Source organism: Streptomyces hyderabadensis, assembly GCF_020404845.1.
Lineage (GTDB): Bacteria > Actinomycetota > Actinomycetes > Streptomycetales > Streptomycetaceae > Streptomyces > Streptomyces hyderabadensis.
Genome location: NZ_JAIOJZ010000010.1, coordinates 35,521 through 56,189, shown reverse-complemented (window position 1 = coordinate 56,189; position 20,669 = coordinate 35,521). Strand labels below are relative to the sequence as shown.

The window sequence follows — 20,669 nt, the reverse complement described above, 5'->3', positions numbered from 1 at the left end:
TTCAGACGGTAGAAGGAGGCAGCGGCAACGGCAGCCCGGGCAGGCCGTCGATGCTGGTGGCGATGTGCTCCTTCTTGGTGAAGTACGCGTCGAGCGAGGCGTCGTCCTCCCGGGCGAACCGCTTGCCGTGCAGGTCCCGGTCGTTCTCGTAGGCCATGAAGGGGACGGCGTAGCCGCAGGTGTCGCGGATGAGTTCGGCGTGCACGACGATGACCGCGCGCAGTCCGTGCGCGGAGGTGTCGATGTCCGGGAAGTGGGTGAGCAGCTCCGGGAAGCGGGGGTCGTCGCGGAAGACCGGCTCCCCCCGGCCGTGCACCCGCACGATGTTCGGCGGGCCCTGGAAGGCGCACCACATCAGGGTGATCCGCCCGTTCTCCCGCAGGTGGGCGATGGTCTCCGCGTTGGAGCCCGCGAAGTCGAGGTAGGCCACGGTCAGTTCGTCGAGCACCGCGAAGCTGCCCGTGAGGCCCTTGGGGGACAGGTTGACCGTGCCGTCGCCGGCCAGGGGAGCGGTGGCGGTGAAGAAGAGGGGCTGAGCCTCGATGAAGGTGCGGAGTCTGCCGTCTATGCGCTCATAAGTCTTTCCCATGTCTAACGATTATGAGGGTGCGGGACGCCGATGGCGGCATCACCCTGCAAGATTGACGAATCATGCAGGGTTCTGCATACTCATGCATGACAGTGATCGTACGGTGAGGAGCGACCCAAGTGAGCAGCAACAGCGGTGACGTCCGGCTCTGGGGCGGGCGTTTCGCCGACGGTCCCGCCGAGGCCCTGGCGAAGCTGTCCGCGTCCGTCCACTTCGACTGGCGGCTCGCCCCCTACGACATCGCCGGTTCGCGCGCCCACGCGCGCGTGCTGCACCAGGCCGGGCTGCTCACCGAGGACGAGCTGACCCGGATGATCGCCGGGCTCGACCAGTTGGAGGCGGACGTCGCCGACGGGTCCTTCACCGGCACCGTCGCCGACGAGGACGTCCACACGGCGCTGGAGCGCGGGCTGCTGGAACGCCTGGGCCCCGACCTCGGCGGCAAGCTGCGCGCCGGCCGGTCCCGCAACGACCAGGTGGCGACCCTCTTCCGGATGTACCTGCGCGACCACGCCCGGATCGTCGGCTCCCTGATCGCCGACCTCCAGGACGCACTGATCGGCCTCGCCGAGGCCCACCCGGACGTCGCCATGCCCGGCCGCACCCACCTCCAGCACGCCCAGCCGGTGCTCTTCGCGCACCACGTCCTCGCCCACGCCCAAGCGCTGGGCCGGGACGCCGAGCGGCTGCGCCAGTGGGACGAGCGCACCGCCGTCTCCCCGTACGGGTCGGGCGCGCTCGCGGGCAGCAGCCTCGGCCTGGACCCGGAGGCCGTCGCCCGCGACCTCGGCTTCGAGCACGGCAGCGCGGGCAACTCCATCGACGGGACGGCCTCGCGCGACTTCGTCGCCGAGTTCGCCTTCATCACCGCGATGATCGGCGTCGACGTCTCCCGGATCGCCGAGGAGATCATCATCTGGAACACGAAGGAGTTCTCCTTCGTCACCCTGCACGACGCCTTCTCCACCGGCTCCTCGATCATGCCGCAGAAGAAGAACCCCGACATCGCCGAGCTGGCCCGCGGCAAGTCCGGCCGCCTCATCGGCAACCTGACCGGCCTGATGGCCACCCTCAAGGCCCTCCCGCTCGCCTACAACCGCGACCTCCAGGAGGACAAGGAGCCGGTCTTCGACTCCATCGACCAGCTGGAGGTCCTGCTCCCCGCCTTCACCGGCATGATGGCCACCCTCACCGTGCACCGCGAGCGGATGGAGGAGCTGGCCCCGGCCGGGTTCTCGCTGGCCACCGACATCGCCGAGTGGCTGGTCAAGCAGGGCGTGCCGTTCCGGGTCGCGCACGAGGTGGCCGGCGAGTGCGTGAAGGTCGCCGAGGCCGACGGCAAGGAGCTGGACGAGCTGACCGACGAGCAGTTCGCCAAGATCTCCGAGCACCTCACCCCCGAGGTGCGCACCGTCCTCGACGTCCCCGGCGCCCTGGCCTCGCGCAGCGGCCGCGGCGGTACGGCGCCCAGCGCGGTCGCCGTCCAGCTGGCCGAGGTGAAGGCGGACGTGGCGGCCCAGCACGCCTGGGCGGACGCCAAGAAGTAGCGGCGGGCAGCCGCCCCGGTGTGCCCGAGGGGCATCGCGGTTACGTTGGTCAACAGCTCAGCAGCACCACAGCTTCAGCAGCCGACCGAACGGAGCCCGCGATGCCCTTCGCCCGCCTGGCCGCGGCGACCACCCCCACCTGCCACATCGGACTGGGTCTCGCCGCCGTCGGCCGCCCCGGCTACATCAACCTCGGCCGGGACCGGGACCTGCCGGCCGACCGTACCGTCGAGGCGCTGCGCGAACGCACCCACGACCTCCTGGACGCCGCCTACGCGCAGGGCGTGCGGTACTTCGACGCGGCCCGTTCCTACGGCCGCTCGGAGGAGTTCCTGGCCGACTGGCTCCGGGACCGCCCCGACGTCGACGACGTGGTCGTCGGCAGCAAATGGGGCTACACCTACACCGCCGACTGGTCCGCCGACGCCGAGCAGCACGAGGTCAAGGACCACGGCGTCGCCACCTACGACCGCCAGCGCGCGGAGACCGACGCCCTGCTCGGCGACCGGCTCGACCTGTACCAGATCCACTCGCTCACCCCGGACAGCCCCGCCCTCACCGACAAGGAGCTGCACGCCAGGCTGGCCGAGGCCGCCGCGCAGGGCAGCACCGTCGGCTTCTCCACCAGCGGCCCCGCCCAGGCCGACGCCATCCGCGCCGCGCTCGCGGTGACCGTCGACGGCGAGCCCCTGTTCCGCACCGTCCAGTCGACGTACAACGCCCTGGAGACCTCCGCCGGGCCCGCGCTGGCCGAGGCGCACGAGGCCGGGCTCACGGTGATCGTCAAGGAGGGCATGGCCAACGGCCGCCTCGCGGAGCCGCACGCCCCCGACGTCCTGAAGGCCGTCGCCGAGGAGACGGCGCTCGGCTGCGACGCGGTCGCCCTCGCCCTGGTCCTGCGGCAACCCTGGGCCGGTGTGGTGCTCTCCGGCGCGGCGACGGTCAACCAGCTCGGCTCCAACCTGCACGCCGCCGTGGTCGACCTCGACGACGACCAGGTGGCGCGCCTGGGCGCACTCGCCGAGGACCCGCACGCCTACTGGGAGCGCCGCGGGCAGCTGCCCTGGCACTGAGACCGCCCACCCGCTGACTCCGTGACCGCCGGGAGTGGTGAGTCACGCATGCCCAGCATGAGACAAACATGTCTCATATGGGTTACCGTTGTCTCATGGCCGTCGATCGTGAACAGGTACTGCGCAGCGCCGCGGCCCTGCTGACCCGGAAATCCACCGCGACCATGGACGAGGTCGCCAGGGCCGCCGGCATCAGCCGGGCCACGCTGCACCGGCACTTCGCCGGGCGCGACGCCCTCGTCCGGGCGCTGGAGTCGCTCGGCATCGCCGAGTGCGAGGCCGCGCTGAAAGCTGCCCGCACCGACGCGGGCCCGGCGGCCGATGCGGTGCGCCGCCTGGTCCGCGAGATCGAACCCGCCGCCGGTCTGCTCGCCTTCCTCTACACCGAGAACCAGCTGTTCGAGGGCGAGGAGCAGAACGAGGGCTGGGCCCGCCTCGACGCCGGGCTCACCGAACTGTTCCGCCGGGGCCAGGAGAGCGGCGAGTTCCGCATCGACCTCACACCCACCTGGCTCACCGAGGCGCTCTACGGCCTGCTGGCCTCCGGCGCCTGGGCGGTGGCCGAGGGCCGCGTGGCCCGCAACGACTTCACCCACATGATCGTCGAGCTGCTGCTCGGCGGCGCACTCCGGAGAGAGGAACCATGAACCGCACCCTGCAGCCGGCCCACCCGACCGAGGCGGTGAAGCGCCCCGGCCGCTGGCTGGCGCTGTCCGTCCTGGTGCTGGCCGTGCTGCTGGTGGCCGTCGACGCGACCGTACTCGGTCTCGCGACCCCCTACATCAGCGAGGACCTCGCGCCCTCCGGCACCCAGCTGCTCTGGATCGGCGACGTCTACTCCTTCGTCATCGCCGGTCTGCTCGTCTCCATGGGCAGCCTCGGCGACCGCATCGGACGCAAACGGATCCTGCTCCTCGGCGCCACCGCGTTCGGCGCGATCTCGGTCCTCAACGCCTACGCGCACACGCCCGAGGTGATGATCCTCGCCCGGGCCCTGCTCGGCGTCGCGGGCGCCACCCTGATGCCCGCCACCCTCGCCCTGATCCGCAACCTCTTCCACGACCCGCGCGAACGCAGCCTCGCCGTCGGCATCTGGGGCGCGGCCGCCTCCGCCGGTGCGGCGGTCGGCCCGGTGGTCGGCGGGTTCCTGCTGGAGCACTTCTGGTGGGGCTCGGTCTTCCTGATCAACCTGCCCGTCATGGCCGTCCTGGTCGTCGTCGGCGTGAAGATGCTGCCCGAGTCCCGCAACCCGAACCCGGGCCCCTGGGACCTGGCCAGCGTCGCGCTGTCCCTGGTCGGCATGGTCGGTGTGGTGTACGCGGTCAAGGAGACCGCCGCCCACGGGTTCGCCTGGGCCACGCTCGCCGCGGGCCTCCTCGGCGCCGCCGCGCTCTACGGCTTCGTCCGCCGCCAGCTGACCATGCCGGTCCCGCTGCTCGACATGCGGCTGTTCCGCAACCGCGGCTTCAGCGGCGCGGTCCTGGCCGACCTGCTGACCATCCTGGGCCTGTCGGGGCTGGTGTTCTTCCTCTCCCAGTACCTGCAACTCGTCCAGGGCAGGCGGCCCTTCGAGGCGGGCCTGGCCGAACTGCCCGCCGCCGTCGGCGCGGTGGCGGCCGGTCTGATCGCCGGCCGCGCGGCCCGGCGCTTCTCGGTCCGTGCCGTGGTCTCCGGCGGACTCGCCGCCGTCGGTCTCGCGCTCGCCGCGCTGACCGTCATCGGCCAGCACACCGGCTACCCGCTGCTCGGCACCGCCCTGCTGGTCGTCGGCCTCGGCGCGGGCTTCGCCTTCACCGTCACCGCCGACGTGATCCTCTCCAGCGTCCCCGGGGAACAGGCGGGCGCCGCCTCCGCGGTCTCCGAGACGGCGTACGAACTCGGCGCCGCCCTCGGCATCGCGGTGCTCGGCTCCATCGTGACCGGCGTCTACCGCGACTTCACCGGCCCCGCCGGCACCCCGGACGCGGCCCACGAGTCACTGGGCGGCGCGGTGGAGGCCGCCGCCCACCTCCCCGGCCCCGCGGCGGAGGCACTGCTGGACTCCGCCCGGCAGGCCTTCGTCGACGGCCTGACCCTGGCGGCGGGCGTCGGCGCCGCCGTGCTGCTGGCCGCTGCCGCGGCGTCCTGGTACCTGCTGCGCGGCCAGCGCCTGGAGGACGGGGCGGAACACCCGTAGCCCGCAGCCGCGCGGGAACGCGAAACGGCGGGCCGCTCACCGAGCGGCCCGCCGTTTCGCGCAGACGGTTCGCGGCGCTACGCCGCCTTCGCCTTGCTCGCGTACATGTCCACGTACTCCTGGCCGGACAGCCGCATGACCTCCGCCATCACGGAGTCGGTCACCGCCCGCAGGACGTAGCGGTCGCGGTCCATGCCCTCGTAGCGGGAGAACTCCATCGCCTCGCCGAAGCGGACCGTGACCCTGCCCGGCCGGGGCAGACCCGCGCCGCCCGGCTGCAGCTTGTCGGTGCCGATGACGGCGAACGGCACCACCGGGGCGCCCGTCATCAGGGTGAGCCGGGCGATACCGGTGCGACCGCGGTAGAGGCGGCCGTCGGGGGAGCGGGTGCCCTCCGGGTAGATGCCGAAGACGTGGCCCTCCTCCAGGATGCGGCGGCCGGTCATCAGCGCCGCCACCCCGCCCCGGCCGCCGTCCCGGTCCACCGGGACCATGCCGACCCCCGTGAAGAACCAGGCCATCAGCCGCCCCTTGAGGCCCTTGCCGGTGACGTACTCGTCCTTGCCGATGAAGAAGACCTGCCGGTCACAGGTCAGGGGCATGATCACCGAGTCGATGAAGGTGAGGTGGTTGCCGGCCAGGATCACCGGACCGTCGCCCGGGATGTTCTCCACACCCTCCACCCGTGTGCGGAACATCAGGCGCATGATCGGACCGAGCACTGCCTTGATGAACACGAAGCGGGACAACGGGCCCTCCGGTGTCGGGGATGCGGTATGAGTCTGTGCAGGTGAGGACATTACTCGCGGCCCGGGGGGTCACGCACCTCGGGTCACCCGGGTCTTACACGGCGTTGACGCGTGTTCACCTGCGGTGCGTGGGCGTTGCGCGCAGGTAACGCCCACGCGGGGATGTGAGGCAGGTCGCGTCCGCGAGGACCGGCGTTCCGGTTCCACGGTGCGGCCACGGCCCGGATCGAAGCACATACGGCCCGCGCTCCACGTGAGGCGCGCCGCCGGTCGCCGCCACCGGGCCCGTGCCCTTCGCCTACCCCGCCACCTCGCCGTCAAGCCGACGGCACGTCAGCCGTCCGCCCCACACGACACCTCGACGCACCCGCGCGTTCCGGCCGCGGTCTCCCGCTCGTCATGTACGCGCCCCTACGATCGGCCCGCACTGGACGGTCGACGGCAGGAGGGCCCCATGGGAACGCAGGAGTCGGACGAGCGGGCGGACGGCGGTACCGGACGGCGGGCGCTCCTCGGGGCGGCGGTGCTCGGCGCGGGCGGGGCCGTACTGGGCCTGCCCGGCACGGCGAGAGCCACCGGCACCGGGCACGGCACCGGACACGGCGGCGGGATGAAGAGCCTGCCCGTGCCGACCGTCATCGGTCACCGCGGCGCGAGCGGCTACCGCCCCGAGCACACCTTCGGCTCCTACGAGCTGGCCCTCGACATGGGCGCCGACATCGTCGAGGCCGGCGACCTGGTCCCCACCAAGGACGGTCACCTCGTCTGCCGGCACGAACCCGAGATCGGCGGCACCACGGACGTCGCCGACCACCCGGAGTTCGCCGACCGCAGGCGCACCAAGCTGCTCGACGGGGTCTCCACCACCGGCTGGTTCACCGAGGACTTCACGCTCGCCGAGCTGAAGACGCTGCGCGCCACCGAGCGCATCCCGGCCAACCGCCCGCACAACACCCTCTACGACGGCCGCTGGGAGATCCCCACGTTCGAGGAGGTGCTGCGCTGGCAGAACGAGCAGACCCGCAGGCGCGGCAAGCAGGTCTGGATCTACCCCGAGCTGAAGCACCCCACCTACTTCCGCAAGCTGGGCCTGGGCACCGAGGAGCGCCTGGCACGGCTGCTGCGCAAGTACGGCAAGGACCGCAAGAACTCGCCCGTCATCATCCAGTCCTTCGAGCCCACCAGCATCCAGCGGATGAACAAGCTGGTCGGCAACCCGCTCGCCGTCCTGCTGTCCGGCGCGAACAGCCGCCCCTGGGACTTCGTCGAGACCGGCGACCCGCGCACCACGGCCGACCTCGTCACGCCCAAGGGCCTGAAGGAGATCGCCTCCTACGCGCAGGGCATCGGACCGACCCTGGACCTGATCGTCCCGAAGGACTCCGCCGGGCGGCTCACCGAGCCGACCACACTCGTCCGCGACGCGCACCGGGCGGGCCTGATCCTGCACCCGTACACCATGCGCAACGAGAACCCCTTCCTGCCCGCCGAGTTCCGCAAGGGCAGCGACCCCGACGCCTACGGCGACGTCTTCGGTGCCTTCCGGACGTACTTCGCCACCGGCATCGACGGCATCTTCACCGACAACCCGGACACCGGCGTGCTGGCCCGCGAGGAATTCGTCAACGGCGTCAACGGCTGAGCGCACACCCCCGGTTGGGGTGACCTTCGGCCGCCCGGGCAACCCGCCGTCCGGGCGGCCGCGTCGACGTGCATATGACGCCCGACCTGGTGACCTCCCTGCGCCCCCTGCTCACCGCCGAGGCCTCGGCCGAGGCATATGCGTCCGGAACCGAGCCCGGCGACCTGGAACAGGCGGTCTGGCTGCGCCTGCTGGAGCGCCTGGCGGCCGACGGCCCGCCCCCGGACCCGCACCGCTGGCTGCGCAGCGCCGTCCGCACCGAGGCCCGCCGCACCCGCCGCACGACCCGCAACGAGCGGCCGTACGGCACCGAACCCGCCGGTGTCGCCGAGTACGCCCAGGAGCCCGAGCGGCTCGCCCTCGCCGCGGCCCGCCGCCGTGCCCTGCGCGAAGCGGTGCGCAGACTGCCGGGCCGCTGCCCCCGCCTGATGGAGGCCCTGTTGTCGCCCAGGGACCTCACATACCGGGAAATCGCGGGGGAGTTGGGTATCTCACAGGGCAGTCTTGGTCCGGAACGCTCCCGATGTCTGGGATGTCTGCGTCGATTGCTGACGCCGGAGGTTGCGGCCGGCTGAGGACGGGGATAGGAGTGGGGGACCACAGGTGATCAGGTGAGCGGGAGGCATGCGCACATGGGCATGAGCGTGACCATCTCGGCGGCGACCGGACAGGACGCCGAGCAGATCTTCCGGCTGCAGTACCTCTGCTTCCAGAGCGAGGCGGCGCTGTACGCCAACTACCGCATCGACCCGCTCGTCCAGACCCTGGACTCCGTGCGCGAGGAGGTCGCCGCCGACTGCGTCTTCGTGGCGCGGCTCGGCGACGAGGTCGTCGGCTCGGTGCGGGGACGGGTGACCGAGGACGGGGCGGCGTCCATCGGCAAGCTCTGCGTCCACCCCCGCCTCCAGGGGCACGGCATCGGGGCCCGGCTGCTGCGGGCCGCCGAGTCCGCCCTGGTCGAGCAGCGCGGTGCCAAGCGGTTCCGGCTGCACACCGGCCACCGCAGCGAGGGCAACCTGCGGCTGTACCGCCGCGTCGGCTACGAGACGGTGGGCACCGCCGAGGGCACCGACGGGGTGCCCATGATCGTCCTGGAGAAGCCGGCGGAGGCGTACGCCACCACGGCCTGACCGACCGCCGGGCCCCGGCGACCGCTAGGCGGTGCGGGCCCGGCGCAGCCAGTACAGGGCCGACAGCGGCAGCAGCACGGGGATGAAGAGGTATCCCATCCCGTAGTCCGACCACACGGTCGCGTCCGGGAAGGCCGACGGCTCCACCAGCGTCCAGGTGCCGACCGTCAGCACGCCCACCAACTCGGCGGCGCAGCACACCTGCGCCGCCCTGCGGGCCGTCTCGCCGCCGCGCACCAGGGTGTAGGTGATGAACCCGTAGACGACGCCCGCGACAGCCGACAGCGAATAGGCGAGCGGGGCCCGGTCGAACTCGGTCGCGATCTGGTACACGGATCGCGACACCGCGCCGACGACCATCACGCCGTACAGCCACACCAGCAGGATGCCGGGCCCGCCGATCAGCCGCTGTCCGGCCCGCTTCTCCTCCGTGGCCACCATCTCAGCCTCCCCAGATGTCATACAGCCGGACCTCCAGGACGGCGAGGACGACACCGCCCGCCGCGACCGTCACCGAGCCCCACCGAGTGCGCTCGGCCAGCGACATGAAGCCCGCCGCCGGCACACAGGCGAAGGCGCCCAGCAGATACGCCACGAAGATCGTCGTGCCCTGCTCCGGTTCCTCGCCCCGCGCCAGCTGCACGACCCCGACCACCAGCTGGATCAGCGCCAGCGCCGAGACCACGGCCATGCCGATGAAGTGCCAGTCCTTCGTCGGCTGGTCGCGGTAGGCGGCCCAGCCGCACCAGGCGGCCAGCAGCAGTGCGGCGACGCCGGTCACCAGCGTCAGGACGTCAAGCATGGCAGCGAGCCTATTACGGCCCAAAAGGCCCGCCGTCCCCGGCCCCGCAGGGTCGGGGGCAGGGCCGGGCACGCCCCGCCGGTCTCCGGGCCTGCCGCGCCGCCGGGATGCGAACCGTGGCGTTGGCCACAACCCACCGCGCCCACGGACTCGGCGCCGACCCGGCGGCAACGGCCGCTCGGCCTTGTCGGCACTGGTCACCGAGGGCGGAGCGGAGATCAGCGCCCGGGGCCGATTCCCGCCCCCGCGGCCATCCACCGTCCACCGCTGTCCAGTATCCGGACAGCGGTCTCCGGTCAGGGGCGTACGTCTGCTTTACTGATCGGCATGAGCACCACGAGCGACCGCACCCCTGCGACCGAGGCGACCATGACGCCCGGTGCTCGTTGTATGTGCCTGCGAATGTGCGCCTTCTAGAGGGCCCCCGCACCACCTGAGCCTCGCGCCCCGAAGCGAGCGCCCGCCCGTGTCCGCCCGCGCCCGACGCGCGCACGCGGCCGGGCCACGCCCCGCGCACACGTTTCTCCCCGGTCCACCGCCATGGCGCACCGCCACCGCGAGAACCGTGCCGCGTTCCGAAGGACCCCCAAGAACCCGAAGAACAACGCCCCGTGCCCGGCGCACACCACCGCGCCGCGCACTCGACAGTGACGGAAACCCACGTGATCACCACATCGGGCCTCACCAAGGTCTATCGTTCACGCGGCCGTGAGGTCACCGCCCTGGACGGCGTCGACCTGCACGTCCGCGAGGGCGAGGTGTACGGCGTCATCGGCCAGTCCGGCGCCGGCAAGTCCTCGCTCATCCGCTGCGTCAACCTCCTGGAGCGGCCCACCGCCGGCACGGTCACCGTCGCCGGCCAGGACCTCACCGCGCTGGCCGGCCGCGGCCCGCGCGCGGGCCGGGAACTGCGGCAGGCGCGCAGCCGCATCGGGATGGTCTTCCAGCACTTCAACCTGCTCTCCTCGCGGACCGTCCGGGACAACGTCGAACTGCCGCTGGAGATCCTCGGCAAGTCGGGGAAGGAACGTTCCCGCAAGGCGCTGGAACTGCTCGACCTCGTCGGCCTCGCCGACAAGGCGGGGGCCTACCCCGCCCAGCTCTCCGGCGGCCAGAAGCAGCGCGTCGGCATCGCCCGCGCCCTGGCCGGCGACCCCAAGGTCCTGCTCTCCGACGAGGCCACCAGCGCCCTCGACCCGGAGACCACCCGCTCCATCCTCCAGCTGCTGCGCGACCTGAACCGGCAGCTCGGACTGACCGTCCTGCTCATCACCCACGAGATGGACGTCGTCAAGAGCATCTGCGACTCGGCCGCCCTCATGGACCGGGGCCGCATCGTCGAGTCCGGCACGGTCGGCGAACTCCTGGCCACCCCGGGCTCCGAACTGGCCGCCGCGCTCTTCCCGGTCGGCGGCGAGGCCTCCGCGGACGACCGCACCGTCCTCGACGTCACCTTCCACGGCGAGGCCGCCACCCAGCCCGTCATCTCCCAGCTGTCCCGCACCTACAACATCGACATATCGATCCTCGGCGCCGCCATCGACACCGTCGGCGGCCTCCAGGTCGGCCGGATGCGCATCGAACTGCCCGGCCGCTACGAGGACAACGTCGTACCCGTCGGCTTCCTGCGCGAACAGGGCCTGCAGATCGACGTGGTGAACGAGACGCCGGAGGCCGCCCCCGCGCCGTCCGCGTCCGCCTCACTGGTGAAGGAAGGTGCCAAGTGACCTGGTCCGAGATGCAGCCGCTGCTGGAGCAGGCGTCCTGGGAGACCCTGATCATGGTCGGCTGGTCCACCCTGATCGCCGTCGTCCTCGGACTTCCGCTCGGCGTCCTCCTCGTCCTCACCGACCGCGGCGGCCTGCTGCAGAACGTCGTGGTCAACAAGGTCATCGGGCAGATCGTGAACATCGGCCGCTCGATGCCGTTCATCATCCTCATGGTCGCGCTGATGAGCTTCACCCGCTGGGTCATCGGCACCACCATCGGCAGCGAGGCCGCCATCGTGCCGCTCGCCATCGGCGGCATCCCGTTCTTCGCCAGGCTCGTCGAGACCGCCGTGCGCGAGGTCGACGGCGGGCTCGTCGAGGCCGTGCAGTCCATGGGCGGCAGCACCTGGACCATCGTCCGCAAGGTGCTGGTCCCCGAGGCGCTGCCCTCCCTGATCGCCTCCACCACCACCACGGTCATCGCGCTCATCGGCTACTCCGCCATGGCCGGCACCGTCGGCGGCGGCGGCCTCGGCGACCTCGCCGTCCGCTACGGCTACCAGCGCTTCGAGCCCGGCTTCATGTGGATCACCGTCGCGCTCCTCGCCGTCGCCATCTCGCTCATCCAGTTCATCGGCGACTACGCGGCCCGCACCCTGCACCGCCGCGGCGGACGCGGCGGCGCGGCGCCCCGGCTCCGGCTGCTCAGGGCCAAGGAGCCCGCCGCGGCCGACGTCGGCAAGGTCGCCTGACCGCGCCCCCATCAGACTCCCCGCCGTACCGGGCGGGGTCGCACCACCTCAGGAAAGGCACTTTTCGTGCGTAACACCGCCAAGATCACCACCGCCGTCCTCGCCGCCGGAGCCCTCACCCTCGGGCTGTCCGCCTGCGGCTCGGACAAGGACTCCGCCTCTGACACCTCGGGCCCGCTGGTCGTCGCCGCGAGCCCCACCCCGCACGCCGAGATCCTCGACTACGTCAAGGACAACCTGGCCAAGGACGCGGGCCTCGACCTGGAGGTCAAGGAGTTCACCGACTACGTCACGCCGAACACGGCGACGGAGGACGGCTCCGTGGGGGCCAACTACTTCCAGACCCAGCCCTACCTCGACGACTTCAACAAGAAGAACGGCACCCACATCGTGTCCGTCGTCGACGTGCACCTGGAGCCCCTCGGCCTCTACTCCCACAAGGTGAAGAAGGCCGACGACCTGAAGAGCGGTGCGACCGTCGCCGTCCCCAACGACACCGTCAACGAGGGCCGCGCCCTGCAGTTGCTCGCCGCCAACGGGATCATCACCCTCAAGGACGGCGTCGGTACCGCGGCCACCCCCGCGGACATCACCAAGAACCCGAAGAACCTGGAGTTCAAGGAGCTGGAGGCGGCCCAGACCCCGCGCTCCCTGGACGACGTGGACGCGGCGGTCGTCAACGGCAACTACGCCATCGAGGCCGACCTGAAGCCCGCCCAGGACGCCCTCGTCCTGGAGAAGGCCAAGGGCAACCCGAACAGCAACCTCCTCGCCGTGAAGGAGGGCCACGAGGACGACCCGCGCGTCAAGAAGCTCGCGAAGCTCCTCAACTCGCCCGAGGTGAAGAAGTTCATCGAGGACAAGTACGCCGGCGCGGTCCTGCCCTCCTTCTGAGCCTCCGGGCGAGGTTTCCTCCGGTCCGCCGTCCGGGCCGGACACCAGTGCCGCCCTCCGGGTCCGCTCCGTGCACACGGGGCGGACCCGGTGGTGTGGTTGAGTGCTTTCATGCTGCATGCTGGTCAGTTCGAGCAGGCCCCGACGGTTACCCAGGTTATGGAGCGGCGCATGACGAGCACCTTCCCCAACATCTCCATCAGCACGGAGCGGTTGGTGCTGCGCCCCCTGGACGAGGACGACGTCCCCGCGCTGGCCGCGATGATGAACGACGAGCAGGTCGCCGCCTGGACCCACGTCCCCCAGCCCTTCACCGAGGACAACGCCGCCACCTGGATCGGCGAGTACGCCCCCGCCGAGCGCACCGCGGGCCGGGGGCTCGACCTGGCCGTCACCGAGTTCCTCACCCAGCGACTGGTCGGCGTCATCCAGCTGACCAAGACCAACTGGCACGTACGGGCCACCGAACTCTCGTACATAATCGCCCCCTGGGCCCGGGGTGAGGGGTACGCGTCCGAGGCGGCGCTCGCCACCGTCCAGTGGCTGTTCGGCGACCAGAAGTTCGAACGCGTCGAGCTGCGCACCGCGGCCGACAACACCGCCTCCCAGCAGGTCGCCCAGAAGATCGGCTGCATCAGCGAGGGCGTCCTGCGCGGCGCCTGCATAGCACGGGCGCGCACCGACGACGGCGTTTGGACGGACGTCCGCACCGACTTCATCGTGTGGAGCCTGCTGCCGGAGGACCTGGAGGGCAGCACCGGACAGCTGACCGACACCGACGGTTTCACCACCTTCACGGACTGGAACTGATAGACGGGGGCCGACCGGCGCCGCCACCCCGGACCCAGGCCGCACCGGGTACCCTCACGGGGCGCGCCAGCGCCGGTACCACGACCACGACCTGCGAAAACCCTGGAGACTGACGACGATGGCCGACCGGGTCACGGTGATCGGCTGGGACGGTTCGCCGCTGACCGCCGCGGCACGCTCCGCACTGGGCGCCGCCACCCTGGTGGCCGGCGCCGCACACCACCTGGCACTTCCCGAGGTACCGCCCACCGCCGAACGCATCCGCCTCGGCAGCGTCGCCCTCGCCGCCCGCCGCCTCGCCGCCCACCGCGGCACGACGGTCGTCCTGGCCGACGGGGACCCCGGCTTCTTCGGCGTCGTACGCACCCTGCGGGCGCCCGAGTTCGGCCTGGAGGTGGAGGTCGTGCCCGCCGTCTCCTCCGTGGCCGCCGCCTTCGCCCGCGCCGGAATGCCCTGGGACGACGCCCATGTGGTCGTCGCCCACCCCCGCACCCTGCGACGCGCGGTGAACGTGTGCCGGGCCCACACCAAGGTCGCGGTCCTCACCTCACCGGGCGCCGGACCGGCCGAACTCGGCCTGCTGATGGAGGGCGTCCACCGCACCTTCGTCATCTGCGAGGAACTGGGCACCACCCGCGAGCGGGTCACCGTGGTCACCTCCGACAAGGCCGCCGACCACACCTGGCGCGACCCGAACGTCGTCATCGTGGCGGGCGGCAGCGCCCCGCCGGCCACCGCGGGCGACGGCACCGGCTGGATCGCCGGCCGCGACCCGGCCACCGGCCCGCGCGGCTGGTCCCTGCCCGCCGCCTCCTACGGCGGCGAACTGGGCGAGGGGGAGACCGACCTGCTGCGCACCGCCCAACTCGTCCGGCTCGGACCGCGCCTCGGCGACCTCGTGTGGGACATCGGCTGCGGCAGCGGCGCCTTCGCCACCGAGGCCGCCCGCGGCGGAGCCGCCGTCATCGCCGTCGACCGGGACCGGGACGCCTGCGCCCGCACCGAGGCCACCGCGCGGCACTTCGGCGTCCAGCTCCAGACCGTGCACGGCGACGCCCCCCACGTCCTGGAGAACCTCCCCGAACCGGACGTCGTCCGGGTCGGCGGCGGGGGAGCGGCCGTGGTCTCCGCGGTCGCGGACCGCCGCCCGCAGCGCATCGTCGCGCACGCCGCGACCCGCGACGCGGCCGAACTCGTCGGCAGGGACCTGACGGAGCACGGATACCGCGTCGAGTGCGCCCTGCTGCAGTCCGTCGGACTCGACACCCGGGCCTGGACGGAGACCGAGCGGAGCGTCGCGTTCCTGCTCAGCGGAGAGATCGTGCGGCGCGAAGCACCCCGCTGAGGCCCCACGGCGACCGCGCCCCGTGATCGGTTGTTCATACCGCGCGGGGTAGGCTGGCGGATTGTTGTACCGCATGCGGACACCCGGCAGTTCGTCGGTCGATGTCCGTAAAGCCCCGCTCCTTGGGGGGGCGGGTGTGGTACGGCAGAACCGGAGGACGCGCAACGTGGCGCAGTCCACAGCGGGCCGTCGCGGATCAAGCTGTCGTGGCGGGGGGACGACCGCGACAATGCCACTCAATGGCTTTGTCGTCTTTTCCCGCGGGTCGTTCGTGCCGCTGGGCACGCCCGCTCGTTCTTCACTACGGGCGGTCGGTGCGCCGTCCCGGGTGAGCTGGTCGTAGAAGCACTAACCGATGGGCGAGGGGTTACGCATGACCGACACCGGCCAGATCCCGGGCGAGGGGCTGCCGGAGAACGCAGGCATGGTGGAGCAGCCGGGCGCCCCCGCACCCGGCGCGTACACCTACCTCTCCGAGGCCACCGCCGAGGACGAGGACCTGTTGTTGCTGCCGGGAGCCCAGAGTGCCTGGGGCAACGAGGTCGCGCCGCCGGCGCCGGAGCCGGTCGTGGAGACCGTGCACCAGCCCGGCCCGCACGAGATGTCCGGCCGCGACAGCGGCTCGGTCGACCTCGGTGGCGTCCGGCTGCCCGACCCGGCGCAGGACCCCGCGTCCGCCCCGGCCCCGCCACGCCGGCCGCTCCACCTCGGTCCGCCGATCCCGGACACCTCCGCCAGCCCGGTCCGCTCACTCGCCGACCGCGGCCCCGCCGACGCGCCGGTACGGCACCCCGCCCCGCCGGCCGCGGCGCCCGAGTACCTCGACGTGTCGCAGGCCGCCGTGCCGACCCCGCAGGCGGCGGCACCCTGGGGCGCGCAGGCGGCGGCGCCGCAGGCCGCCCAGGAGGCCCCGGCGAACTCCGGGGCGGGGCATGCGGAAACGGTTGTTCCGGTACCGGAGCAGCAGCAGCCGGCCGAGCCGGTGGGAGCGGCCCAGGCGCTCGTGACGCGCGTGGCCACGGAGGCCGTGGCGGCGACGGGCGGGACGTCCGCGGGTGCCGCCGAGTCCGGCGAACCGCGTCAGTCGCCCGCACCCGAGGAGGCGGCCCCCGTGTCCGGGGAGGCGGCCGGGTCCGACGCGGAGCGGGCGACCGGTCCCGCGGAGGCGGCCGAGGAGGCGGAAGCGGCCGCAGCGGCTCCCGAGGCGGTCCCCGCCGAGCCCCCGGCCGAGCCCGTCCAGCCCGCTCAGGACACCGCGGTGCCCCAGGAGGCCGTCGCGGCTCCAGAGGCTCCCGCGCACCCGGCGCCGGAAGAAGCACCGGCGGAGGCACTGGCCGAAGTACCGGCCGCTGCAGCGGCCGAAGCAGCGGCCGATGCCGCGGGATCGGCCCCGGCAGAAGCACCGCAGGGACTCGACGAAGTCCCGGTCGCCGACGCCCCGGCGGCCCCCGCACCGCAGGAAGCCGCGCCCTCCGAGCCCCCCGCGCCCGAACAGGGCGACGTCCAGGCGTCCGACGCCTCCGTGGCCGTCGCGGAGCCCGAGGCGGACGCATCCGAGGCGGCCGTGCCCGAGGCCGCCGGACCCGAGCCGTCCCCGGCTCCGGATCAGCCCGCTCCGGTCCAGGCGGAGCCCGCCGCCGCAGAGGCGCCGCACCCGGTGCCGGACGTCGAGTCCGCGCCGCAGTTCGCCGTCCCCCAGCCGTCCCCGGAACCCGGCCCGGAGCCGCAGGCCGCCCAGGGCCCCCAGTCCCTCACGGACGCCAACATGCCGCAGGAGCAGGAGCAGGAGCAGGAGCAGGAGCAGGAGCAGGAGCAGGACGCGGCCGTGGCCGACGGCACGCCGGAGCCCGTACCCGCCCCGGCCCCCGTCGCCCCCGCCACCCAGGAAGCGCCCCCCGCCCAGCCCGTGGGCCAGTTCCTGCCCGTCGACGGCGGACAGGTGCCCACGACCCCGCACCTCGCGCCCACGCCGCCCGAGTCGGTCCTGGTCCCGTCGGAGGCCCCGGCACCGGAGGCGGCACCGGAGCCCGTCGCCGCGCCCCAGGCGACCGAGGACGCCGTCGCCGCGGTGCCGTCGCCGCGCGAGGCCGACCCCGAGATCGCCCAGAGCGTCGACGACCTGGACACCCGGGGCGCCGGCGAGGACGACCACGTGACCGAACCCGCCGCCGCCGAAGCGACCGGAGCGCCCGGGGCGGCGCAGGCGCCCGACGCGCCCGACGCGGGGCCCGCGCCCGAGGAGGCCCCGCACGACGGGCGTACGGCCGAAGCCGCGGACGCACCACAGGCCGTCGGCCCGGCGGCCCCCGCCTACGACGACGCCGAGCGCGAGGCCGTACTGAAGGTCATGCGCGAGCGCCGCGACATCCGCAACGGCTTCCGCAGCGACCCCATCCCGCACGAGGTGCTGCTCCGGGTCCTGGAGGCCGCGCACACCGCGCCGTCCGTCGGCCACTCGCAGCCCTGGGACTTCGTCGTCATCCGCTCCGCCGACACCCGCCGCGCCATGCACGAACTGGCGATGCGTCAGCGCGACGCGTACGCGAAGTCGCTGCCCAAGGGCCGGGCCAAGCAGTTCAAGGAACTGAAGATCGAGGCCATCCTCGACACCCCGGTCAACATCGTCGTCACCGCCGATCCGACCCGCGGCGGCCGCCACACCCTCGGCCGGCACACCCAGCCGCAGATGGCGCCGTACTCCTCCGCGCTCGCCGTCGAGAACCTGTGGCTCGCCGCCCGCGCCGAGGGCCTCGGCGTCGGCTGGGTCAGCTTCTTCGACGAGCGCGAGATGGTCCGCGCCCTCGGGCTGCCCGAGCACCTGGACATCGTCGCCTACCTGTGCGTCGGCTACGTCGACGAGTTCCCGGACGAGCCCGAGCTGATGCAGGCCGGCTGGTCCAAGCGCCGCCCGCTGTCCTGGGTGGTGCACGAGGAGACGTACGGCCGCCGCGCCCTGCCCGGCGAGGCACCGCACGACCTGCTCGCCGAGACCGTCGCGCAGATCCGCCCGCTGGACGCCAAGGCGCTGGGCGAGGCCTGGGAGCGGCAGAAGCGGATGACCAAGCCGGCCGGCGCGCTCGGCATGCTGGAGATCATCTCCGCCCAGCTGTCCGGACTGTCCCGGCAGTGCCCGCCGCCCATCCCGGAGCCCGCGGCCGTCGCCGTCTTCGCCGGCGACCACGGCGTGCACGCCCAGGGCGTCACCCCCTGGCCGCAGGAGGTCACCGCGCAGATGGTGGCCAACTTCCTGGGCGGCGGAGCGGTCTGCAACGCCTTCGCCACCCAGGTCGGCGCCGAGGTGTGCGTCGTGGACGTCGGTGTCGCCACCGACCTGCCCGCCACGCCCGGCCTGCTGCCCCGCAAGGTCCGGGCCGGGACCTCCGACATGACCACCGGCGCGGCGATGACCCGCGAGGAGGCCAAGCAGGCCATCGAGGTCGGCATCGAGACCGCCCGCGACCTGGTGGCGGCCGGCAACAAGGCGCTGCTCACCGGCGAGATGGGCATCGCGAACACCACCGCGTCCGCCGCGCTCATCTCCGTCTTCACCGGCGCCGACCCGGCCGAGGTCACCGGCCGCGGCACCGGCATCAACGACGAGACGCTGGCCCGCAAGACCGAGGTCGTCCGCCGCGCCCTCGAACTCCACCAGCCCGATCCGGCCGACCCGATCGGGGTGCTCGCGGCGATCGGCGGCTTCGAGCACGCGGCCATGGTCGGACTGCTGCTCGGCGGCGCCTCCCTGCGCACCCCGGTCATCCTGGACGGCGTCAGCGCCGGCGCCGCGGCCCTGGTGGCCCGCGCGATCGCCCCCGAGGTCCTCGCGGCCTGCATCGCCGGTCACCGCAGCGCCGAGCCCGGCCATGTCGCCGCGCTCAACAAGCTGGGCCTGCGTCCGCTGGTCGATCTCGACCTCCGCCTCGGCGAGGGCACCGGCGCGCTGCTCGCCCTGCCGATGGTGCAGAGCACGGCGCGGGCGATGCACGAGGTGGCGACGTTCGACTCGGCGGGCGTCACCGAGAAGTAGCGGTCGCTCGACGCGGGGTCCGGGAGCACGGTGCCGGGCCCCGCGTCGGCTGCCACGATCCGGCCCCGTCCGGCGACGGGGTCCCGTCACCGGGCCGGTGGTCCAACCACCGGACCACCTGGGCCCCACCGGCCACCCCGCCGTAAAATCCGCACGTCAGCGCCATCGCCGCAAGAGGAGCCGTCCCCTCATGGCCGAACACCCCGCCTATCCCGTAGGCCTCCGCCTCGCCGGCCGTCGTGTGGTCGTCCTCGGCGGCGGACAGGTCGCCCAGCGCCGCCTGCCCGCCCTGATCGCGGCCGGCGCCGACATCCGGCTCGTGTCCCCCGAGGCGACCCCGTCCGTCGAGGCGATGGCGGACGCGGGCGAGATCGCCTGGGAGCAGCGCCCGTACGCGGAGGGCGACCTCGCGGACGCCTGGTACGCCCTGATCGCCACCAGCGACACCGGGGCCAACAACGCCGCCTCCGCCGAGGCCGAACGGCACCGCGTGTGGTGCGTGCGCTCCGACGACGCCGACCGGGCCACGGCCTGGACCCCGGCGACCGGACACAGTGAGGGCGTCACCGTCGCCGTGCTCACCACCGACGCGCGCCACCGAGACCCCCGCCACACCGCCGCCATCCGCGACGCCGTGGTGGAGGGCCTGCGCGACGGCACCCTCGTCGCCCCGCACCGCCGGACCCGCACGCCCGGCGTCGCCCTGGTCGGCGGCGGCCCCGGCGACCCGGACCTGATCACGGTGCGCGGCCGCCGGCTGCTCGCCGAGGCCGACGTCGTCATCGCCGACCGGCTCGGCCCGCGCGACCTGCTCGCCGAACTGCCGCCGCACGTCGAGGTCATCGACGCGGCCAAGATCCCCTACGGCCGGTTCATGGCGCAGGAGGCCATCAACAACGCGCTGATCGAGCACGCCAAGCAGGGCAAGGCGGTCGTACGGCTCAAGGGCGGCGACCCGTTCGTCTTCGGCCGGGGCATGGAGGAGGCGCAGGCACTGGCCGAGGCGGGCATCGCGTGCACCGTCGTCCCCGGCATCTCCAGCTCGATCTCGGTCCCCGGCGCGGCCGGCATCCCGGTCACCCACCGGGGCGTCGCCCACGAGTTCACCGTGGTCAGCGGGCACGTGGCCCCCGACGACGAGCGCTCCCTGGTCGACTGGCCGTCCCTGGCGAAGCTGACCGGCACACTGGTGATCCTGATGGGCGTCGACAAGATCGGCAGGATCGCCGAGACCCTCGTCGCGCACGGCAAGTCCTCCGACACGCCGGTCGCCCTGGTCCAGGAGGGCACCACGGCCGCCCAGCGCCGGGTGGACGCGACCCTCGCCACCGTCGCCGACACGGTGGTCGCGCAGGAGGTCAGGCCGCCGGCCGTCATCGTCGTCGGCGAGGTCGTCGCCGTCGGCCCGCACGGGACGGTCTGAC

General features: G+C 73.0%; 18 protein-coding genes and 1 pseudogene. 15 read left to right on the top strand and 4 right to left on the bottom strand.

The genetic code is table 11. From position 1 onward, the window contains the following. Nucleotide 1 precedes the first annotated feature (1 nt). Nucleotides 2-589, bottom strand: coding sequence for a pyridoxamine 5'-phosphate oxidase family protein (locus K7854_RS10405; protein WP_226026111.1), 588 nt, complete (start codon nucleotides 587-589; stop codon nucleotides 2-4). A 119-nt stretch (nucleotides 590-708) separates the two neighbouring features. On the opposite strand from K7854_RS10405, the gene argH reads away from it, so the two are divergent. The 4 genes from argH to K7854_RS10385 all read left to right on the top strand — a co-directional run bounded on the left by argH (nucleotide 709) and on the right by K7854_RS10385 (nucleotide 5,385). Further along, on the top strand, nucleotides 709-2,136 hold the full coding sequence (gene argH / locus K7854_RS10400) for an argininosuccinate lyase (RefSeq protein ID WP_226026110.1): 1,428 nt from the start codon (nucleotides 709-711) through the stop codon (nucleotides 2,134-2,136). A 101-nt stretch (nucleotides 2,137-2,237) separates the two neighbouring features. Next, nucleotides 2,238-3,209, top strand: coding sequence for an aldo/keto reductase (locus tag K7854_RS10395; RefSeq protein WP_226026109.1), 972 nt, complete (start codon nucleotides 2,238-2,240; stop codon nucleotides 3,207-3,209). A 95-nt stretch (nucleotides 3,210-3,304) separates the two neighbouring features. Then, nucleotides 3,305-3,856: a TetR/AcrR family transcriptional regulator gene (locus K7854_RS10390; RefSeq protein ID WP_226026108.1), complete on the top strand. Its 552-nt coding sequence runs from the start codon at nucleotides 3,305-3,307 to the stop codon at nucleotides 3,854-3,856. Beyond that, nucleotides 3,853-5,385, top strand: coding sequence for an MFS transporter (locus tag K7854_RS10385; protein WP_226026107.1), 1,533 nt, complete (start codon nucleotides 3,853-3,855; stop codon nucleotides 5,383-5,385). The genes K7854_RS10390 and K7854_RS10385 overlap by 4 nt, the downstream gene beginning before the upstream one ends. A 77-nt stretch (nucleotides 5,386-5,462) precedes the next feature. Here the strand turns inward: K7854_RS10385 and K7854_RS10380 are convergent, their stop codons facing one another. Next, nucleotides 5,463-6,083: a lysophospholipid acyltransferase family protein gene (locus K7854_RS10380; RefSeq protein WP_226026106.1), complete on the bottom strand. Its 621-nt coding sequence runs from the start codon at nucleotides 6,081-6,083 to the stop codon at nucleotides 5,463-5,465. A gap of 505 nt (nucleotides 6,084-6,588) precedes the next feature. On the opposite strand from K7854_RS10380, the gene K7854_RS10375 reads away from it, so the two are divergent. The 3 genes from K7854_RS10375 (at nucleotide 6,589) to K7854_RS10365 (ending at nucleotide 8,906) form a co-directional block, all read left to right on the top strand. Then, nucleotides 6,589-7,776 (top strand): glycerophosphodiester phosphodiesterase, encoded by a 1,188-nt coding sequence (locus K7854_RS10375; RefSeq protein ID WP_226026105.1) that lies wholly within the window; start codon nucleotides 6,589-6,591, stop codon nucleotides 7,774-7,776. A 74-nt stretch (nucleotides 7,777-7,850) separates the two neighbouring features. Further along, nucleotides 7,851-8,351 carry a sigma-70 family RNA polymerase sigma factor gene (locus tag K7854_RS10370; protein WP_226026193.1) on the top strand — a complete coding sequence of 167 codons (501 nt, stop codon included), beginning with the start codon at nucleotides 7,851-7,853 and terminating at the stop codon, nucleotides 8,349-8,351. A 57-nt stretch (nucleotides 8,352-8,408) separates the two neighbouring features. Next, a complete protein-coding gene (locus K7854_RS10365; RefSeq protein ID WP_226026192.1) occupies nucleotides 8,409-8,906 on the top strand; it encodes a GNAT family N-acetyltransferase in 498 nt (165 codons plus the stop codon). Nucleotides 8,907-8,930: 24 nt separating this feature from the next. Here K7854_RS10365 and K7854_RS10360 read toward each other — a convergent pair whose 3' ends face one another. Both K7854_RS10360 and K7854_RS10355 read right to left on the bottom strand, forming a co-directional pair. Next, on the bottom strand, nucleotides 8,931-9,347 hold the full coding sequence (locus tag K7854_RS10360; RefSeq protein WP_226026104.1) for a hypothetical protein: 417 nt from the start codon (nucleotides 9,345-9,347) through the stop codon (nucleotides 8,931-8,933). Nucleotide 9,348: 1 nt separating this feature from the next. Beyond that, nucleotides 9,349-9,708, bottom strand: a complete 360-nt coding sequence (locus K7854_RS10355; RefSeq protein WP_087810295.1) for a hypothetical protein — start codon at nucleotides 9,706-9,708, stop codon at nucleotides 9,349-9,351. Nucleotides 9,709-9,782: 74 nt separating this feature from the next. On the opposite strand from K7854_RS10355, the pseudogene K7854_RS10350 reads away from it, so the two are divergent. The 8 genes and pseudogenes from K7854_RS10350 to cobA form a co-directional block, all read left to right on the top strand. After that, nucleotides 9,783-9,940: pseudogene (locus K7854_RS10350) on the top strand (HAD family hydrolase); the annotation flags it as partial. A gap of 430 nt (nucleotides 9,941-10,370) precedes the next feature. Continuing rightward, nucleotides 10,371-11,435 (top strand): methionine ABC transporter ATP-binding protein, encoded by a 1,065-nt coding sequence (locus K7854_RS10345; RefSeq protein WP_226026103.1) that lies wholly within the window; start codon nucleotides 10,371-10,373, stop codon nucleotides 11,433-11,435. Further along, entirely contained in the window at nucleotides 11,432-12,169 is a 738-nt protein-coding gene (locus K7854_RS10340) for a methionine ABC transporter permease (protein WP_226026102.1), read from the top strand. The genes K7854_RS10345 and K7854_RS10340 overlap by 4 nt, the downstream gene beginning before the upstream one ends. A gap of 66 nt (nucleotides 12,170-12,235) precedes the next feature. After that, complete coding sequence (locus K7854_RS10335) at nucleotides 12,236-13,063, top strand: MetQ/NlpA family ABC transporter substrate-binding protein (protein WP_226026101.1); 828 nt, start codon at nucleotides 12,236-12,238, stop codon at nucleotides 13,061-13,063. A gap of 171 nt (nucleotides 13,064-13,234) precedes the next feature. Further along, a complete protein-coding gene (locus K7854_RS10330) occupies nucleotides 13,235-13,873 on the top strand; it encodes a GNAT family N-acetyltransferase (RefSeq protein WP_226026100.1) in 639 nt (212 codons plus the stop codon). A gap of 118 nt (nucleotides 13,874-13,991) precedes the next feature. Beyond that, a complete protein-coding gene (gene cbiE / locus K7854_RS10325; RefSeq protein ID WP_226026099.1) occupies nucleotides 13,992-15,218 on the top strand; it encodes a precorrin-6y C5,15-methyltransferase (decarboxylating) subunit CbiE in 1,227 nt (408 codons plus the stop codon). Nucleotides 15,219-15,591: 373 nt separating this feature from the next. Further along, nucleotides 15,592-19,245 (top strand): nicotinate-nucleotide--dimethylbenzimidazole phosphoribosyltransferase, encoded by a 3,654-nt coding sequence (cobT, locus tag K7854_RS10320; RefSeq protein WP_226026098.1) that lies wholly within the window; start codon nucleotides 15,592-15,594, stop codon nucleotides 19,243-19,245. Between the two features lie 190 nt (nucleotides 19,246-19,435). Further along, nucleotides 19,436-20,668 carry a uroporphyrinogen-III C-methyltransferase gene (gene cobA / locus K7854_RS10315; protein ID WP_226026097.1) on the top strand — a complete coding sequence of 411 codons (1,233 nt, stop codon included), beginning with the start codon at nucleotides 19,436-19,438 and terminating at the stop codon, nucleotides 20,666-20,668. The last annotated feature ends 1 nt before the right edge of the window (nucleotide 20,669 follow it).

What these genes read in the sequence shown, in the direction of transcription:
- K7854_RS10385 (WP_226026107.1), top strand. Translation starts at nt 3,853, where the DNA reads ATGAACCGCACCCTGCAGCCGGCCCACCCGACCGAGGCGGTGAAGCGC.
- K7854_RS10330 (WP_226026100.1), top strand. Translation starts at nt 13,235, where the DNA reads ATGACGAGCACCTTCCCCAACATCTCCATCAGCACGGAGCGGTTGGTG.
- K7854_RS10370 (WP_226026193.1), top strand. Translation starts at nt 7,851, where the DNA reads ATGACGCCCGACCTGGTGACCTCCCTGCGCCCCCTGCTCACCGCCGAG.
- cbiE (WP_226026099.1), top strand. Translation starts at nt 13,992, where the DNA reads ATGGCCGACCGGGTCACGGTGATCGGCTGGGACGGTTCGCCGCTGACC.
- K7854_RS10380 (WP_226026106.1), bottom strand. Translation starts at nt 6,083, where the DNA reads ATGTTCCGCACACGGGTGGAGGGTGTGGAGAACATCCCGGGCGACGGT.
- K7854_RS10375 (WP_226026105.1), top strand. Translation starts at nt 6,589, where the DNA reads ATGGGAACGCAGGAGTCGGACGAGCGGGCGGACGGCGGTACCGGACGG.
- K7854_RS10405 (WP_226026111.1), bottom strand. Translation starts at nt 589, where the DNA reads ATGGGAAAGACTTATGAGCGCATAGACGGCAGACTCCGCACCTTCATC.
- K7854_RS10395 (WP_226026109.1), top strand. Translation starts at nt 2,238, where the DNA reads ATGCCCTTCGCCCGCCTGGCCGCGGCGACCACCCCCACCTGCCACATC.
- K7854_RS10390 (WP_226026108.1), top strand. Translation starts at nt 3,305, where the DNA reads ATGGCCGTCGATCGTGAACAGGTACTGCGCAGCGCCGCGGCCCTGCTG.
- K7854_RS10355 (WP_087810295.1), bottom strand. Translation starts at nt 9,708, where the DNA reads ATGCTTGACGTCCTGACGCTGGTGACCGGCGTCGCCGCACTGCTGCTG.
- K7854_RS10360 (WP_226026104.1), bottom strand. Translation starts at nt 9,347, where the DNA reads ATGGTGGCCACGGAGGAGAAGCGGGCCGGACAGCGGCTGATCGGCGGG.
- K7854_RS10365 (WP_226026192.1), top strand. Translation starts at nt 8,409, where the DNA reads ATGGGCATGAGCGTGACCATCTCGGCGGCGACCGGACAGGACGCCGAG.
- cobT (WP_226026098.1), top strand. Translation starts at nt 15,592, where the DNA reads ATGACCGACACCGGCCAGATCCCGGGCGAGGGGCTGCCGGAGAACGCA.
- cobA (WP_226026097.1), top strand. Translation starts at nt 19,436, where the DNA reads ATGGCCGAACACCCCGCCTATCCCGTAGGCCTCCGCCTCGCCGGCCGT.